Genomic DNA, 15,804 nt, shown 5'->3' with positions numbered 1-15,804 from the left:
CATGCTTTTTATATACAGTCAACTACGCTTTAACAACGTTTGTTGCTTGTGGTCCGCGGTCAGATTCTTCTACGTCGAAAGTCACTGCTTGACCTTCTTCTAACGTTTTGAAGCCATCTCCTTGGATTGCAGAGAAATGTACGAATACATCGCTGCCGTTTTCACGAGAAATAAAGCCAAAACCTTTTTCTGCGTTAAACCATTTTACTGTTCCATTTTCCATAATAAAAAACCTCCTCGTGCAAAAGCACTTGATTGATTGTAACATTGCTCGCGTACGATAGAGGTGTAACTGCTGTTTCAACTTCTATTCCCAAACAAAATTACATAAATAGTTTACACTCTTATGGGGATTTTTGCAAGCTGTTACATTTTATCAAAAAAACCTTCTTCCCGTAAACTAATGTATTTATCATGTCCGGTGATAATATGATCCAATAAATCAATCCCCATCATATCTCCGCATTCCTTCAACCGACGAGTAAAAGCCAAATCATTTTCAGAAGGTTTGGGATTTCCGCTGGGATGATTGTGGACAACAATCAAACGGGCGGCACTAAAACGCACTGCCACTCGAAAAATTTCTCTCGGGTGGGCAATGCTTTGATTCAGCGATCCCTTGAACAGCGTTTGCTTTTGAATGATTTCATTTTTAGTATTCAAATACAAACAGATAAAATGTTCCTGCTGATAATCTTTTAATTCCTCGATTAGACGAAAAGCCAAATCAAAACTTGAGCGAACTTTGCCTAATTTTGGTTGCAGTGAGCGCTGAATCCGCTGCCCCAGTTCCATCGTTGCCTGCAATTCAATGGCCTTAATCTGACCAATGCCGCGAATCGCCATCAATTCCTCCAAGCTAGCTGCCTTTAAATCATAAAGACTTGGAAATTCTCCCAAAATATTTCCCGCTACCTCCATCACATTATCGGATTTACTACCGGTACGCAGTAAAATTGCCAACAACTCTTGATTGGAAAGAGCCTCCGGACCATAATCCAATAACCGTTCTCGGGGCAGTGAACTTTGCGGAATCATCCGTTTTGCTTCCATAAAAAAACTCCTTTACGCTTTCTGATAATAAATACGCAAAGGAGGTCAAAAATTGATGAAATTAATTATAGAAGCGTTGCAAAAATGACGGCACTTCTACTAATGAATCTAAAACTGCTACAGTCTTTTGTTTTAATTCTTCATCCGGCAATAGCAGATCCGGTACCATAATCACCGGAATTCCCGCAGCATGGGCGGCTAAAATACCATTTTGAGAATCCTCCAAAATAACCAAGCGTTCTTTCGGCAGTTGCAGACGCTGTTGCGCGACTTCAAAAATTTCCGGATCAGGTTTTGCTCGCACAACATCTTCAAAGGATATGATTTCCGTAAATTCATGACTTAGATTTGAAACTGCCAATAATCGATCGATTACTTCCCGTTGATTGCTAGAGGCAACCACACGGGGAAGACCGGCATCATCCAATGCACGCAGCAATTCCCGTACCCCCGGTTTTAAACTGGCTTGTCCCGCCTCAAACATTTCAAGCGTTTTACGGTACGATTGTTCAATAAATTGTTGGACATATTCCGTACCAAAGGTTTCATCAAACAACCGATGATACCCTTCCCATACCTCCTCGTCTGACACCCCAAGAAATCGTAGATACAATGCTTTGTCGTAAGGAATCTTCAACTCATCTGCAACGATTTGTGTTGCTTCGTAATAAATCATTTCCGTGTCAAAAATCAATCCGTCCATGTCAAAAATGACACCTGCTAATCTATTCATTGATCTCTCCCATTTCCAGTAATAATTTTCGCACATCTGAAACAAAATACAATGATCCAGTAATCAACAATAAATCTTCACTGGTCATTTTTTCTAAAATTTCTGCTAAACCAAATTGCCACAGGGAAACGATTGATACCCGCTCATTATTTGGCACAACAAAATTATCATTGAGGGAGATTGCCTTGGGATGGTCAAAGGTTGTCAGATAAATCTTCGCCTTCGGAATTTCCAAAAGAAGATCCAGCATCTCCTGTACATTTTTTGTCGTAATGGCAGAAAACAGAATACTGATTTGATAGTCTTTAAACTCTTTTTTCATGGTCTCCACGAGTCTCTTGACTGCGTGAACATTATGGGCACCGTCAATCATAATCAGTGGTTCTTGACTCAAACGCTCCATTCGCGCCGGCCATTTTGCGCGTTTCAGTCCATTCACAATGTCTTTGTTTTTCAGCGGCAATTGTTTCATTTCACAAAAAAGTTCAAACAACTGAATCGCCAATGCCGCATTTTCCGGCTGATGAGAACCAACAAGAGGAATACTTAAATTGGGCCGTTTTCCCAGCTTGCTTGAATACGTGAACACTTCTCCCCATTCTTCATCCGGATGTAAGTAGTTAACGTGATAGGCTTCACCTAACGAATAAATTGGCGCATTTTCTCGCTGTGCTTTTTGAGTGATGACTTCAAGAGCCGCTTCCGGAATATTCCCAGTGACTACGGGGACATTCTTTTTGATGATTCCTGCCTTTTGTGCAGCAATTTCTTCAATCGTATCTCCCAGCATGTCCATATGATCCATTCCGATTGTTGTAATCCCGGTTAAAAAAGGGGCCACAACATTGGTAGAATCCAACAAACCGCCGATGCCCACTTCGACGACTGCTACATCTACTTTTTTCTCCAGAAAATAATCGAAAGCCATTGCTGTAATCAATTCAAATTCTGTAATATCACCCAATCCGGCATTTTGATTGATATCTTCCACAAAAGGTTGATATTTATTGACATAACGGACCAAATCTTCATTTGAAATATCTGAGCTATTAAGTTCAATCCGATCATTAAAGCGAATAATAAAAGGCGATGTAAAGGTTCCCACGGTCAGCCCGGTTTCTTCTAACATACTGCGTAAATAGCTAACCGTTGATCCTTTGCCGTTCGTTCCCGCAATATGAATCACCGTTAATTTTTTTTCTGGATGTCCTACTCGATCCAATAACGCATTAACCCGCTCCAAACCCGGACGGGGACCATTCATTAGCCGATTGTGAATCCAGGTCACCGCTTCCTCTCCAGTTTTGACCATTTACTCACCCCATTTTCTTTTTGTAGTTTTATTATAACAAACTTCCGATTAAAAGCAGTAAAAACCAGACTCAAAAAACCAAGAGCGCTCGTCTCTTGGTTTCCTAATTAATCAAAATGAATCGTACGATACCATGCTTCCTGATGGTGTTGGTAGGCTTGAGGATTGCCACCTGTCAGAGCAAAGCCACTGACTGCGATCACTCCACCAATGGCTACCAATGCAAACCCGATTTTCCATAACCGCTTAAAATTCATAACTTGGCACCTCGTCTTTCCCACGTCTTAGTAAAAATTGAAAAGATTTTCGTGTGAGTTTAAGAATACCGACTCCTACTTGATAGGTGAAGAGAAAAGAAAGCAGGCCGACACCTATAAATGCCACACCGATTCCAAATTGTGTTAAAAAGAGAAACAAGCCATCTTGTAACGCAAAGAAACTCGTTAAAACGGAAAAAACGCCTCCTAAAATCCCCGCTATGAAAAATGAACCGGAGATCATCACCGGCAGCCACAACAAAATGTAGCCGGTAAAGACTAAACTCAAGACTACTAAAAGCAGACTTCCCCAAAGTGGAAAGCCTAAAACTAACAGCGTTCCTGTCAACCAATTCATTTTTCGTTTTGGACGACTGTTTTTAAACCCGGACTGTCGCAAAATTTCTTCCGGATCCTCCAGCATCAAAACTGCTTCATACTCACTGTAGCCTTTTGCAACCAGTCCTTCGATGATTTCGTCATACCGATTTAAAATAATTGCTTTTTCCTGCGAGTCAACATCGTCCGGCAATAATCGCAACAACTCCGCTAAAAATAATTTCTTGTCCATCCCTGAATCCTCCTTTACTTCTCCACTATACGAGAAAAAGAGCGCAGACACATCCGACCAAAGGCTGAAAAAAAGGAGCGAGACCCTCGTCTCACTCCTAGTAAACTAGCCTTCAATTGTTCGTAATTGTTGGATTCGTTCTTGAACTGCTTGTTGTTTTTCAAGGTAATCTTTTTCTTTTTCACGTTCCTGATCGACAACCTCTGCTGGTGCACTAGCAACAAAGCGTTCATTTGCTAATTTTCCTTGTACTCGTTTAACTTCTTTGTTCCACTTATCCAATTCTTTTTCCAGCCGAGTAATTTCTTCTTCGATGTTGATTAATCCGGCTAACGGCAAATAAATTTTTGCGCCGGTCAAAACAGCAGACATTGCTAATTCTGGCGCTTCCACCTTTTCTGAAATTACCAACTCTTCTGGATTGCAGAAACGTTCGATATAGTTTTTATTTTCAACCAAGAATTGATCAATTTCTTTATCTGTCGTATGGATTAGCAGAGTGATCGGTTTTGATAATGGTGTATTGACTTCTGAACGGATATTGCGGACCGAACGAATCAATTCCTTCAATACTTCCATCCCTTTTGCCGCTTTTTCATCAGTAAATTCTGCATGAACCACTGGATATTCCGCAACCACCAATGAGGTTCCTTGATGAGGCAGTTTGCTCCAGATTTCTTCCGTCACAAAAGGCATAATCGGATGAAGCAGCCGTAAAATTTGATCTAGCGTGTAAACCAAGATGCTTTTGTTGGTTTGTTTTGCTGCATCCTCTTCTCCATACAATATTTCTTTACTCATTTCAATATACCAGTCACAAAAATCATCCCAGATGAAGTTGTACAATTGACGACCCGCTTCACCAAATTCAAAACGGTCAAACAATTCAGTGACTTTTTCTACGGTTTCATTCAAACGAGTCAAAATCCAGCGATCGGCCACGGTTTTTTCACCAGATAAATCAATTTCGTCGTAGGTCATATCTTCCACATTCATCAAAACAAAACGAGAAGCATTCCAGATTTTATTGATAAAGTTCCAAGCGGCGTCCATTTTTTCATAAATAAAGCGTACGTCTTGTCCCGGTGCAGAACCATTTGACAAGAACCAGCGCAACGCATCAGCACCATATTTTTCGATGACTTCCATCGGATCGATCCCATTACCTAAGGATTTACTCATCTTCCGACCTTGTTCATCCCGAATCAAGCCGTGAATCAAAACATTTTGGAAAGGACGTTCCCCGGTAAATTCCAAACTTTGGAACATCATTCGGCTAACCCAGAAGAAAATAATATCGTATCCTGTCACTAATGTGCTGGTTGGGAAGTAGCGTTGATAGTCTTCGCTAGTCGTATCCGGCCAGCCCATCGTTGAGAAAGGCCACAAAGCAGAGCTGAACCATGTATCCAACACATCAGGGTCTTGCACCCAATTTTCTTTGTCCGCAGGAGCTTCCATGCCAACGTACATTTCGCCGGTTTCTTTATGATACCAAGCGGGGATTTGATGTCCCCACCATAATTGACGAGAAATAACCCAATCGTGGACATTTTCCATCCACCGCAAAAAGGTTTGGTTAAACCGTGGTGGAAAGAATTCTACTGCGTTATCCGTTTCTTGATTTGCCATCGCTTGTTCTGCCAAAGGAGCCATCTTAACAAACCATTGGGTAGAAAGTCTTGGTTCAACGACTACCCCGGTTCGTTCCGAGTGACCAACGCTGTGGATCATGGTTTCAATTTTGACTAATCGTCCCAGTTCCTTCAAGTCAGCAACAATAGCTTTACGAGCGGCGAAGCGATCCATACCGGTATATTTACCAGCTAGTTCGTTCATCTTGCCGTCTTCTTCCATTACATTGACCCGTGGCAAATCATGGCGATTACCGACCTCAAAGTCATTCGGATCATGAGCAGGCGTGATTTTTACAACACCTGTACCAAAATCCATATCCACATATGCATCCGCAATGATTGGAATTTCTTTGTCTACCAATGGCAAAATGACTGTTTTTCCAATCAGCTCTTGGTACCGGACATCGTCAGGGTGAACCGCTACTGCCGTATCTCCCAACATTGTTTCTGGACGTGTCGTCGCAATTTCAACTTCGCCACTGCCATCTGACAAGGGGTAGGTCATGTGGTAAAAGGCACCCTCAATATCTTTATGGATAACCTCAATATCAGAAAGGGCCGTCCGTGCTTGCGGATCCCAGTTGATAATATATTCCCCACGATAGATCAGTCCTTTTTCAAAAAGGGTTACAAACACTTTGCGAACTGCTTCGGACAATCCATCATCCAAAGTGAAACGTTCTCGGCTATAATCAAGGGAAAGTCCCATCTTTGCCCATTGTTCCCGAATATGTCCTGCGTATTCCTCTTTCCATTCCCACACTTGGTCAACAAATTTTTCCCGACCAAGATCGTAACGGGAGATGCCTTGTTCCCGTAATTTTTCTTCTACTTTTGCTTGTGTGGCGATTCCCGCATGGTCCATTCCCGGTAACCATAAGGTGTCAAAGCCCTGCATCCGTTTTTGACGGATCAGCATATCTTGTAACGTCGTATCCCATGCGTGTCCTAAATGCAATTTCCCGGTAACATTTGGTGGGGGGATCACGATTGAATAAGGTTTTGCTTTTTTGTCGCCACTTGGTTTAAACAGATCTTGGTCCAGCCATTGTTGATAACGACCAGTTTCTACCTCTTGAGGATTGTACTTGGTCGATAAATTTTTTTCTGTCATCTCAATTCCTCCTGTGTTCTCATTGTAAAAAAATATCCTTGCGGCAAGCCGCTAAAAAAAATAAAAAAGTCCTAAAATGCTTTCGCATCTTAGGACGTAAATTACGCGGTACCACCTAAATTGCAGCAAATTTTGCTGCCTCTTATCTGGTGTGTTAACGATCACCACTCGTTTGATCCTACTGCCTTCAGATCAAAGACTCCCAAGCTACCTTCACTAAGTCTAACGTAAAAGTCTTTCAGCAAGCGACTTTCTCTCTTGAACGAGTTCTTAGCTACTCCTCTTGTTCTTCATCATGGTTTATTCTACAATGAAGTTTTTTGAAAGTCAATCAGATTAGGGCATTTGCTGCGGCAAGCGCCTGCTCATAGTTTGGTTCTTGCGAGATTTCTTGGCTGATTTCTTGGTACTGAACCACACCCTTCGAATCCAATACAAAAATTGCTCGCGCCAAATGACCAAATTCAGGAATCCATAATCCATAGGCATCGCCAAATGAATGGTCCGTGTCGTGCAACATCAACATATCAACACCTTCTTGCCCACACCACGCTGCTTGCTGCTCTTTTGTATTATTGGAAATCGTCACAAAATGAATTGCCGAAATTTTGCTGGCTTCTTGATTGAAGCGTTTTGTCTGCAAGGCACAAACCCGAGTATCAATGTCAGGGATGACACTCAAAATCGTTGGTTTTCCTTTAAAATCAGGTAATGAATGACTTTTTTCCTGCAAGTCCGGCAACTGAAAAAAAGGTGCCTGTTCTCCAACTTGCGGCTGTTTGCCGGGAACCTTGTACATCGTTCCTTTTCGCGATACTTCTAAAGACACTGTAATTCCTCCTATGATTGCTTACTTCACACTGGATAGTCAGCCTATTACTTTGGGTATCTTTACAGTATAGTAGACAAAAATCAAAACAACAAAAAAATTGCCTAGCGGGTTGCTTCGCCTTGATAATTCTGATCGAAAAAAATCAACGTCTGTAATTCTGTCGTCAAATCAATGTATTGTACATGAACATTGGCTGGTACTTCCACACGATCAGGTGCAAAATTTAAAATAGCCGTGATGCCGGCTGCTACAATCTGATCAATCGCCCACTGGGAATAGTGGCTCGGCACGGTGGAGATTGCAACTGTCAATTCTTTTTCTTTCACAACCGCCGCCAAATTACGAACATCCTGTACTACATGTCCATCGATTTCTTTCCCAATGATTTCAGGATTACTATCAAAGACGCTGACGATCGTTAAATTTTCATTGCGGCGAAAATTATTATTAGCTAAGGCTTTTCCCAAATTACCAAAACCGATCAATGCGATCCGTTTTTCATCATTTGTATCTAAAATACTATTAAAAACTTCGATCAAATAGCTGACTTCATAGCCGTATCCGCTGCGGCCCAACTCTCCTAAATGAGAAAAATCCCGGCGAATCGTCGCAGAAGGAATCTGGGTGAGCTCACTGAATTCTTTCGATTTGATACGGGTTACCTCTGCATTTTTTAACATTTTTAAATACCGGAGATACAAAGGCAGCCGTTTTGCTGTCGCTTTGGGAATCGTTCTTAATTTTGTTTCTTCAACCATAACGGAACTCCTTTGTTAATTATTTCACATAATAAGTTTAGCATGAGATACCCTAGTCTGCAAGCGTTTTTAGCTCAAAATGAAAAACAATCGCCAAATAATTTTTGACGATTGCTCATTCATTCTATTTATTTTCAAAAGGCAGATAAATCAAAGTAATTCTTCAAATTCTGCAGTTTGACTGCCTTCGATGCGGTCAATTTTCAAGTTTTCCAATGCACGAAGCATCATCCCTTCGATATCCAAGCGTTCTTCGTATTCCTGCACTTTATCCAAGCGAGGGCGTGTTTTTGGTTGAGGGGGAGCAAAAATCGTACAGCAGTCTTCAAAGGGTTGGATCGCCAATTCAAAAGTATCGATGCGTTCCGCAATTTCGATGATTTCCAATTTATCCATCGTGACTACCGGCCGAATAATTGGTGTCGTAGTTACCTCATTGATTGCTACCATACTTTGTAGAGTTTGTGAGGCTACTTGCCCCAAGGACTCGCCATTGATGATGACCAAGCCCTTACGCATCTCACGAATCGCATCCGTTAAGCGGAGCATCATTCGTCGAGTCAGCGTCATCCAATACCCTTGTGGCACGTGGCGTTTGATTTCTTCTTGCACTTCAGTGAAAGGTACTTCGATAAATTGAATACTGCCCACATATGGAACCAATTTTTCAGTCAAATCCTTGGCTTTTTTCAACGCCTGCTCACTGGTATAAGGAGGGCTAGCAAAATGGACGGCTTCGATTTCTACGCCCCGTTTCATCGCCAAGTACCCCGCCACCGGTGAATCGATGCCACCTGAAAGCATCAGCATGCCACGACCGCTGGTTCCAACTGGTAAACCGCCAGCACCTTTGATCGTTTCATAAGAAAGATAGGCACCATCCAAACGAATCTCTACTCGTAAATTGATTGTTGGTTTTTTCATTTGAACTTGAATCTCAGGAAAAAGATCAAATACTGCATTCCCTAAAACTTGATTCAACTCATTGCTGTCTAGCTCAAAATCATGGTCGCTACGTTTTGCCGTAATTTTAAACGTTTCCTTTCCAGTATAGATTTCCTGCATCACTTCTTGCACAGCTTCTTTCAAAGCCGGAACCGTTTTAGCGACTTGGATACTAGGAGAAAAATTTTGGATACCGAAAACTTTTTGCAATTTAGGAATGATTTCATCACTATCAGCGCCATTCAAAAGCAGGTGCATGCGATCTCGTTCAGCATGGATTTTTACTGCTGGAAAATCCGACAGTGTCCGGCGAACATTTTCTGCCAACTGCATAATAAAACTGCGGCGATTTTTTCCTTTGGTGGATAGTTCACCATAACGAACCATAATTTCTGTATATTTCACGTGATAGACTCCCTTAGGTATTAAATTTTCACTACATATATCCTCCCACTTGCTTTTTTAGTCAAAGTGGAACGACCATCCTTTTTTTTGGACTATTCTTCTTAGTTGATTTTAGAAAATTTTTGGTAGAGTTGATTGAAAATAATCAGGAATTGCTCAACCTCTGCCATCGTATTGCTTTCATCTAAGCTGATGCGGACGGCTGATGTGGCAAGGGCATTGGGTACATGCATGGCATGCAGGGTACTGCTTGCCATCTTCTTTCGGCTGGAGCAAGCGCTTGTTGTAGAAAGGTAAATCTGTTTCTCTTCGAACGCATGCACCATTACTTCCCCACGAATACCTTTAAGGGCGAAACATAAAATATGGGGAGCAAAATTTTCTTCCTCAGAAAAAATCGTTACTTTATCATATGCTGCCAAAGCAGTACGCAAATAAGTTTTCAAAAGCTGCACATGTTGAGGCCGTTCTGCTTTTTTTTCTAAAGAAAGGCGCAATGCTTTTGCCATTGCGACGATGCCCGGCACATTTTCCGTTCCACTGCGATGATTTTGTTCCTGACCGCCACCCGTCAACAACGGAGCGATTTTCCGACCTTTTCGCCAGTAAATAAAACCGACTCCTCGCGGTCCGTGAAATTTGTGAGCAGAAAACGTTGCGAAATCCACTCGATCGGTCAGCCATTTTTCTTGGGGAACTTTGGTGATTGCCTGTACGGCATCCACATGAAAATGAATCTTAGGATGATTCTTCAATACTTCACTGATTTCCCTGATTGGTTGAATCGAACCGATCTCATTATTGACTGCCATAATTGAAACTAAAATTGTTTCTGAACAAATCAGTTTTTCTAATGCGGCAACATCTACGAATCCAGCGGCATCTACCGGTGCAATACTGATATCAAAACCAAGCTCTTGCAATTGTGCCGCAGTTTCTGAGACAGCCGGATGCTCAATACTAGAAATAATCATGTGGCGTCCGTAGGTTTGCTTTTCAATTGCGGTTCCTTTTACTACCCAGTTGTCCCCTTCTGTCCCACCGGAAGTAAACCAAATCTCCCCAGGTGCAACAGAAAGCAATTCTGCAATTTGCTTGCGGGCCTGCTGAAGCAGACGATCTGCCTGACTGCCTAAATCATGTAAACTCGATGGATTACCAATGATCCGTTGGCTGGTTTTTACATATGTATCAAGTGCCTGTGGAAAAATGGGCGTTGTTGCACTATTATCAAAATAAATCATGAAAAAATCCCTCTCTTTTGGAAATTCTTACCCATTATATACGCTGTGTCGCTTCCTTTCAAGGTACAGCTTTTTGTAAGCGATTTTCTTTTTATTCCATAAAAAAACTTGAAACACTCAAAGGAATGTTTCAAGTTCTGCATTTATACTAAATCACGGTTATTGAAGTAGAAACTTTCGATACGTTTGAAAGCACCGGGTTCTACCCGTTCCAGGGAAGCGCCGATTTCATCCAATGCTTCTTGGTAACGATAGTCTTTCGTAAACAGTTGAAGACTCTTGTCAATGGACGCCTTGATTTCTGGATGGGAATGGCGGTAACGATTGGCGTATTGCATCATTTGTTCCGTCAACGCTGCGGCATCCACAAGGTCATGGGTTTTTTCATCCAACAATTCTAAGTCTTCGTTACAAATATCAACCAGTTTGTTGACTTCTTCCATGTTGATTCGGATTTTATTCAAGGCTTTGCTTAATTCTTCTACACGATCCGTCGCTACAAAGAAGAATTCCAAATAATCTCCCGGCAAGCCAGGCAAGCGTTGTTTTTCCACGAAACGTTTTAAGTTGCGTAATTTGAATTCATATTGTTCCACTTTTTCCTGCGCAGCTTTTTCTCCCTTACGCAAGTCATGAAGAGAATCATCGATCTCTACCTGTTGGTTTTCAATGTCATCCAAAATCTTGTAAGCATCTTTGTAGAAAGATTGAACCTCTGAAAAAGGAATTTCGTGATGGGCCATCATCGGCTCGATCTCGCCATTGCGTTTTGCCAACTCATCAATTTCAGATTGGAAACCACGTACCCGGCCTAGCTCATTATGATTCAACGTATAGCTTTGTGCGGTGTGATCCAACTCGATCAATAGCTGACGATTATTTTTCGTTGCATGTTGGATATAATCTGTAATGACTTGTCGATTTTTAAGTACATATTTTTTCGAATCAATTTCCCGTTCCATTACCGTATAAAGAGAATCAATGGCACTTGAAGTATCCCGGTTAGCGACTTCTACTGCGTCGATCTCGGTCTTTTCCAAATCCTTCATGGAATTTTCCACTCGTTTTTTCACGCGATTGATTTCATCTTGGAAATTTTCTTCTGGGAACACGTAATGATCTGCCAACAAGCGTTTGTAGCCATCTTGAATTTCTTTTAACTGATCTGGGAAAGTTTTGTTCAGTTCTTCGTAAGCGGTTGGGATACGTTTGATTACATCATCCAACTCGTAAGTATGTTTTTCTGCTTTTTCCAGGACTTCTCTTGCTTCTACCGGGTCACCGGAGGTATTCAGTGTGACAAACTGTGTAAATTCGATTTCGATGTTTTTGATTTGTTTTTGTAATTCTGAATAGGCTGGACCGTATTCGTCACCATTTTCCCGTAACCCTTTTTTCAGGTCTTCGTAGATATCCAACGCTTTTTGGACTTCAAGGGAGTTGCGTTCTTCGCTTTCCCGTAGTTCCTTCAGACCGGCACGGATTTCTTCGACTTCTTTTTCCATGTGATCCATCGTTGCCTCTGCATCACCGATTGCCGTTTTCGCTTTAAGGAAGCGGAAGGTTTCATTTAAACTCTCAACTTCAAAAATTTGGCTTTCTAATTCAGCGAAATCACTGGTGGAGATATCCGTCCACTTTTGGTTCCATTCTCGAAAGGTATTCTGACTTTGTCCAACCAGATGCATTTTCTTTACATCATCGACTTCTTCGATCACTGGCAGATCAAACAGTTCTTCCTTTCGTTTCTCCAAAACTTTGAGGCGTTCCTCATTTTTCTTGCGCATGAAAAAACTAATCGAGTAGAGCACTGCCGCCACAACTATGACAGCAATTACGATTCCGATGATAACATTACTTCCCATTTAAAGTTCCTCCGCTTTCGAATATACAATGTTTGAAGCCTTAAAATAACTTTGGCTATGCTTATCTAATTGAAATTCTGCTTTTCTTCGCCTGTTTTCAACAAAAGGCATCTACGCTAGATTATATCACAAACCTATGTGGCAATCACTACGTAACGGAAAAAAACTTTTGACTTTTTTCATTGGGGGATTTTCATAAAACGACCTGATTACCAAGGTCTCTTTCTCCTTACTTTCCGTCATTTTTCAATTTATTTTTCATTTATTCTCTGAAAACTTGCTTTTTTTCTCATTTTTTTGTAATCTATATGAAATATAAAATCGAGGCGATAAGATGAAAGTAGCAAAATTTGGAGGCAGTTCACTGGCTTCTAGTGAACAGGTAAAAAAAGTAGTAGCAATCATCAAAGACGATCCCGAACGCAAATTCATCGTGGTTTCTGCGCCGGGAAAACGATCAGGCAAGGATACGAAAGTGACGGATCTGCTGATTCAATTATATAATGAAAAAATAGCGGGAAAAAATCTGGATGTACTATTGCAACTGATTTTTGATCGCTACAAAGAAATCGGTCAGGCATTTAATCTGTCCGAAGAAACGTTGAAAAAAATCTGGCAGGACCTGATGGCGTTAAAAACACTGGAAACCACAGATAATCCCCATCTCTATGATACGATTTTAGCAAGTGGTGAAGACAACAACGCTAAGCTGATTGCCGGAATTTTACAAGCGCAAGGCATTGCGGCACGCTATGTCAATCCGCAGGCTTTAGGCATTTTAGTTACTGATGAACCGGGGAACGCCCGTATCCTGCTGAAGGCTTACGAAAAAATCAATCAGTGGGCAACCTCTGAAGAAGTATTAGTCATTCCAGGATTTTTTGGCTATACCGAAGCAGGCAAAGTGTGTACTTTTTCCCGTGGCGGCTCTGATATCACAGGCTCAATCGTCGCTTCCGGGGTCAAAGCAGACCTCTACGAAAACTTTACTGATGTCGATGGTATCTACTCTGCCCATCCAGGATTTGTCTACCATCCTGAACTGATTAAAGAATTGACCTATCGGGAAATGCGGGAATTGGCTTATGCCGGCTTCACAGTTTTTCATGATGAAGCGCTCATGCCATCTTACCGGGCTAAAATTCCGGTAGTTATCAAAAATACCAATAATCCGATGGCTCCCGGAACAAAAATCACCAACCAACGGGATCGCCATGAAAAACCGGTGGTAGGAATCGCCAGCGATGAAGGATTTACGATGATTTATATCAACAAATACTTGATGAATAGAGAAATCGGTTTTACCCGCCGTATTTTGACGATCTTTGAAGATTTTGGTTTGGGTTACGAGCATATGCCTTCTGGAATTGATGATATTTCCATCGTTTTACGGGCGAATCAATTAACACCAGCAATTGAAGAAGAATTGCTGCGTACCATTGCCTATGAAATTGATCCTGATGAACTGCGAATCACCCATGACTTATCTATGATTATGGTCGTTGGTGAAGGAATGCGGCAACGGGTGGGGATCACTGCCGAAAGCACCGCTGCTCTTGCCCGCAAAAAAATCAACTTAGAAATGATCAACCAAGGTTCTTCTGAAGTTAGCATCATGTTTGGTATTCATAAGGATCAGGAAAAACTAGCTATTCGAACGTTGTATTATACCTTTTTCGATTAAAAAAATGGTCAGAAAAAACGAATTACTCGTTTTCTGACCATTTTTTTTGTTGCTCGATGGCTTTTCTAATCCGTGCTTCGGGGGCATGCTTTTCTCCCCAGTCCGCAGGTTTCAGCACTTTATTTGTTTCTGGATCATAGTGGGGCTTCCCGTCAGGAAAAAGTTTTGCCATGTTGGCTTCATGAACGATCGCCATGATCGGTTCCGGGTCCACGCCCAACAAGGAAAAGGAGCCATAAGTCAGATACAGCAAATCCGTTAACGCATCGACTTGCTCCACTAACGAATCTTCACTAGGCTTTCCTTTGGCAACAATTTTTGCCTGTCCATGATCAATCGCCTGATGGAGTGCTGCAACACCATCATTAAATACCTGCGAATCATTTCTACTGGCGGCATACAAAAATTCCACAAGCTCTTCGATTTTAAAGGCTGCTCGATGTCCTGCTTCTTCAGCTGAAAAAGCAGTTGGGTGTTGCGGCTTTCTAGGATCAAAAATATGGTGGAATTCTTCTGTCATTTCAAAGGGTTTCAATGGATCGTCTCCTATTCAATTACTTGGTAGTGACGCAACGCTTTCGCAATGCCATCTTGGTTGTTCGTATCTGTTACGTACACCGCTGTTTCTTTAACGATGGGCTGGGCATTTCCCATCGCAATTCCCACGCCCACGCCTTGCAGCATTTCAATATCATTCATGTGGTCGCCAAAGGCCATGGACTCAGAAACAGCAATACCGTGATGCTCCAAAAAGGCATGGATACCACGAATTTTAGAGCCGCCCTTTGGTACAATATCCACCGAATAGGGATTAGAACGCTGGAAGTCACACATTGTAAATTGCTGGATCAATTTTTCCGTTTCTCCCTGCACGCTTAGCATCATACATTGATAAATCGGTTGTTTCAAAATCGCCATTTTTTTATAATGGTTTTTGCTTTTGTAGAAGCTCAATTTTTGCAATGTCTGTTTTAAAATGGCTACCGGAAAATGCCGCGGCAAAAAGCGAATCATTTTTTTCCCTGCCATCGATTGACTCAACATCATCGTCCGACTGCCATCGATTTGATCCCGTGCTCCAAACATAATTTGGCGGCTATGGATATCTGCATAGTGAACGATTTGCCGCAAAGTCTCTTGTTGAAAGGCTTGTGCATGGATCGTTTCCTCTTTTGTATAAACCAATTGTCCGTTATAAGTCACGTACATATCTAATGGCAAGTCATTGAGCAACTCTGTGATTTTTACCGGACCCCGACCCGTAGCGACTCCGACAAAAATTCCCTTTGCCCGCGCTTGTTGAATGGCTTTTTTAGTACTTTCCAAAACTTCTCCCCGGCTGGAAAGCAAGGTACCGTCAATATCAAAAAAAATAGCTTTTATCATTGTTCTCC

Annotated in this window: 15 protein-coding genes and 1 other annotated feature; of the genes, 1 reads left to right on the top strand and 14 read right to left on the bottom strand. The window is 41.7% G+C overall.

Annotated features, from left to right (window positions below; all coding sequences use genetic code 11):
- Positions 1 to 22: 22 nt before the first annotated feature.
- The 12 genes from BN1875_RS09935 to ezrA form a co-directional block, all read right to left on the bottom strand.
- Positions 23 to 223: a cold-shock protein gene (locus BN1875_RS09935; protein WP_048604686.1), complete on the bottom strand. Its 201-nt coding sequence runs from the start codon at positions 221 to 223 to the stop codon at positions 23 to 25.
- A 143-nt stretch (positions 224 to 366) separates the two neighbouring features.
- Complete coding sequence (gene radC / locus BN1875_RS09930) at positions 367 to 1,053, bottom strand: RadC family protein (RefSeq protein ID WP_048604685.1); 687 nt, start codon at positions 1,051 to 1,053, stop codon at positions 367 to 369.
- A gap of 61 nt (positions 1,054 to 1,114) precedes the next feature.
- Complete coding sequence (locus BN1875_RS09925) at positions 1,115 to 1,786, bottom strand: HAD family hydrolase (RefSeq protein ID WP_048604684.1); 672 nt, start codon at positions 1,784 to 1,786, stop codon at positions 1,115 to 1,117.
- On the bottom strand, positions 1,779 to 3,098 hold the full coding sequence (locus tag BN1875_RS09920; RefSeq protein ID WP_048604683.1) for a bifunctional folylpolyglutamate synthase/dihydrofolate synthase: 1,320 nt from the start codon (positions 3,096 to 3,098) through the stop codon (positions 1,779 to 1,781). The genes BN1875_RS09925 and BN1875_RS09920 overlap by 8 nt, the downstream gene beginning before the upstream one ends.
- Before the next feature lie 107 nt (positions 3,099 to 3,205).
- The gene (locus BN1875_RS13660) at positions 3,206 to 3,355 is read right to left on the bottom strand and encodes a hypothetical protein (RefSeq protein WP_156171213.1); all 150 of its coding nucleotides are present in this window, start codon (positions 3,353 to 3,355) and stop codon (positions 3,206 to 3,208) included.
- A complete protein-coding gene (locus BN1875_RS09915; protein ID WP_048604682.1) occupies positions 3,345 to 3,926 on the bottom strand; it encodes a DUF1700 domain-containing protein in 582 nt (193 codons plus the stop codon). The genes BN1875_RS13660 and BN1875_RS09915 overlap by 11 nt, the downstream gene beginning before the upstream one ends.
- A gap of 105 nt (positions 3,927 to 4,031) precedes the next feature.
- Positions 4,032 to 6,677 carry a valine--tRNA ligase gene (locus tag BN1875_RS09910; protein WP_048604681.1) on the bottom strand — a complete coding sequence of 882 codons (2,646 nt, stop codon included), beginning with the start codon at positions 6,675 to 6,677 and terminating at the stop codon, positions 4,032 to 4,034.
- An 87-nt stretch (positions 6,678 to 6,764) separates the two neighbouring features.
- Positions 6,765 to 6,977: a binding site (T-box leader), on the bottom strand.
- 31 nt (positions 6,978 to 7,008) lie between these two features.
- Positions 7,009 to 7,506 carry a thiol peroxidase gene (tpx, locus tag BN1875_RS09905; protein ID WP_261795779.1) on the bottom strand — a complete coding sequence of 166 codons (498 nt, stop codon included), beginning with the start codon at positions 7,504 to 7,506 and terminating at the stop codon, positions 7,009 to 7,011.
- Positions 7,507 to 7,610: 104 nt separating this feature from the next.
- Positions 7,611 to 8,267 (bottom strand): redox-sensing transcriptional repressor Rex, encoded by a 657-nt coding sequence (locus tag BN1875_RS09900; RefSeq protein ID WP_048604680.1) that lies wholly within the window; start codon positions 8,265 to 8,267, stop codon positions 7,611 to 7,613.
- A 150-nt stretch (positions 8,268 to 8,417) separates the two neighbouring features.
- The gene (gene thiI / locus BN1875_RS09895) at positions 8,418 to 9,617 is read right to left on the bottom strand and encodes a tRNA uracil 4-sulfurtransferase ThiI (protein ID WP_048604679.1); all 1,200 of its coding nucleotides are present in this window, start codon (positions 9,615 to 9,617) and stop codon (positions 8,418 to 8,420) included.
- A 101-nt stretch (positions 9,618 to 9,718) separates the two neighbouring features.
- Complete coding sequence (locus BN1875_RS09890; protein WP_048604678.1) at positions 9,719 to 10,861, bottom strand: cysteine desulfurase family protein; 1,143 nt, start codon at positions 10,859 to 10,861, stop codon at positions 9,719 to 9,721.
- 143 nt (positions 10,862 to 11,004) lie between these two features.
- Entirely contained in the window at positions 11,005 to 12,726 is a 1,722-nt protein-coding gene (gene ezrA / locus BN1875_RS09885) for a septation ring formation regulator EzrA (RefSeq protein WP_048604677.1), read from the bottom strand.
- A 334-nt stretch (positions 12,727 to 13,060) separates the two neighbouring features.
- Here ezrA and BN1875_RS09880 point away from each other — a divergent pair, with 334 nt between their 5' ends.
- Positions 13,061 to 14,410, top strand: a complete 1,350-nt coding sequence (locus BN1875_RS09880) for an aspartate kinase (RefSeq protein ID WP_048604676.1) — start codon at positions 13,061 to 13,063, stop codon at positions 14,408 to 14,410.
- 22 nt (positions 14,411 to 14,432) lie between these two features.
- Here the strand turns inward: BN1875_RS09880 and BN1875_RS09875 are convergent, their stop codons facing one another.
- Both BN1875_RS09875 and BN1875_RS09870 read right to left on the bottom strand, forming a co-directional pair.
- Positions 14,433 to 14,945, bottom strand: a complete 513-nt coding sequence (locus BN1875_RS09875; RefSeq protein ID WP_231586081.1) for a pyrophosphohydrolase domain-containing protein — start codon at positions 14,943 to 14,945, stop codon at positions 14,433 to 14,435.
- A gap of 11 nt (positions 14,946 to 14,956) precedes the next feature.
- Entirely contained in the window at positions 14,957 to 15,796 is an 840-nt protein-coding gene (locus BN1875_RS09870) for a Cof-type HAD-IIB family hydrolase (protein WP_048604675.1), read from the bottom strand.
- Between the last annotated feature and the right edge of the window lie 8 nt (positions 15,797 to 15,804).

It is taken from the genome of Enterococcus massiliensis (assembly GCF_001050095.1).
Taxonomy (GTDB): domain Bacteria; phylum Bacillota; class Bacilli; order Lactobacillales; family Enterococcaceae; genus Enterococcus_C; species Enterococcus_C songbeiensis.
Note: the sequence above shows the minus strand (reverse complement) of the source record. Positions and strands in the feature narration are given on the sequence as shown.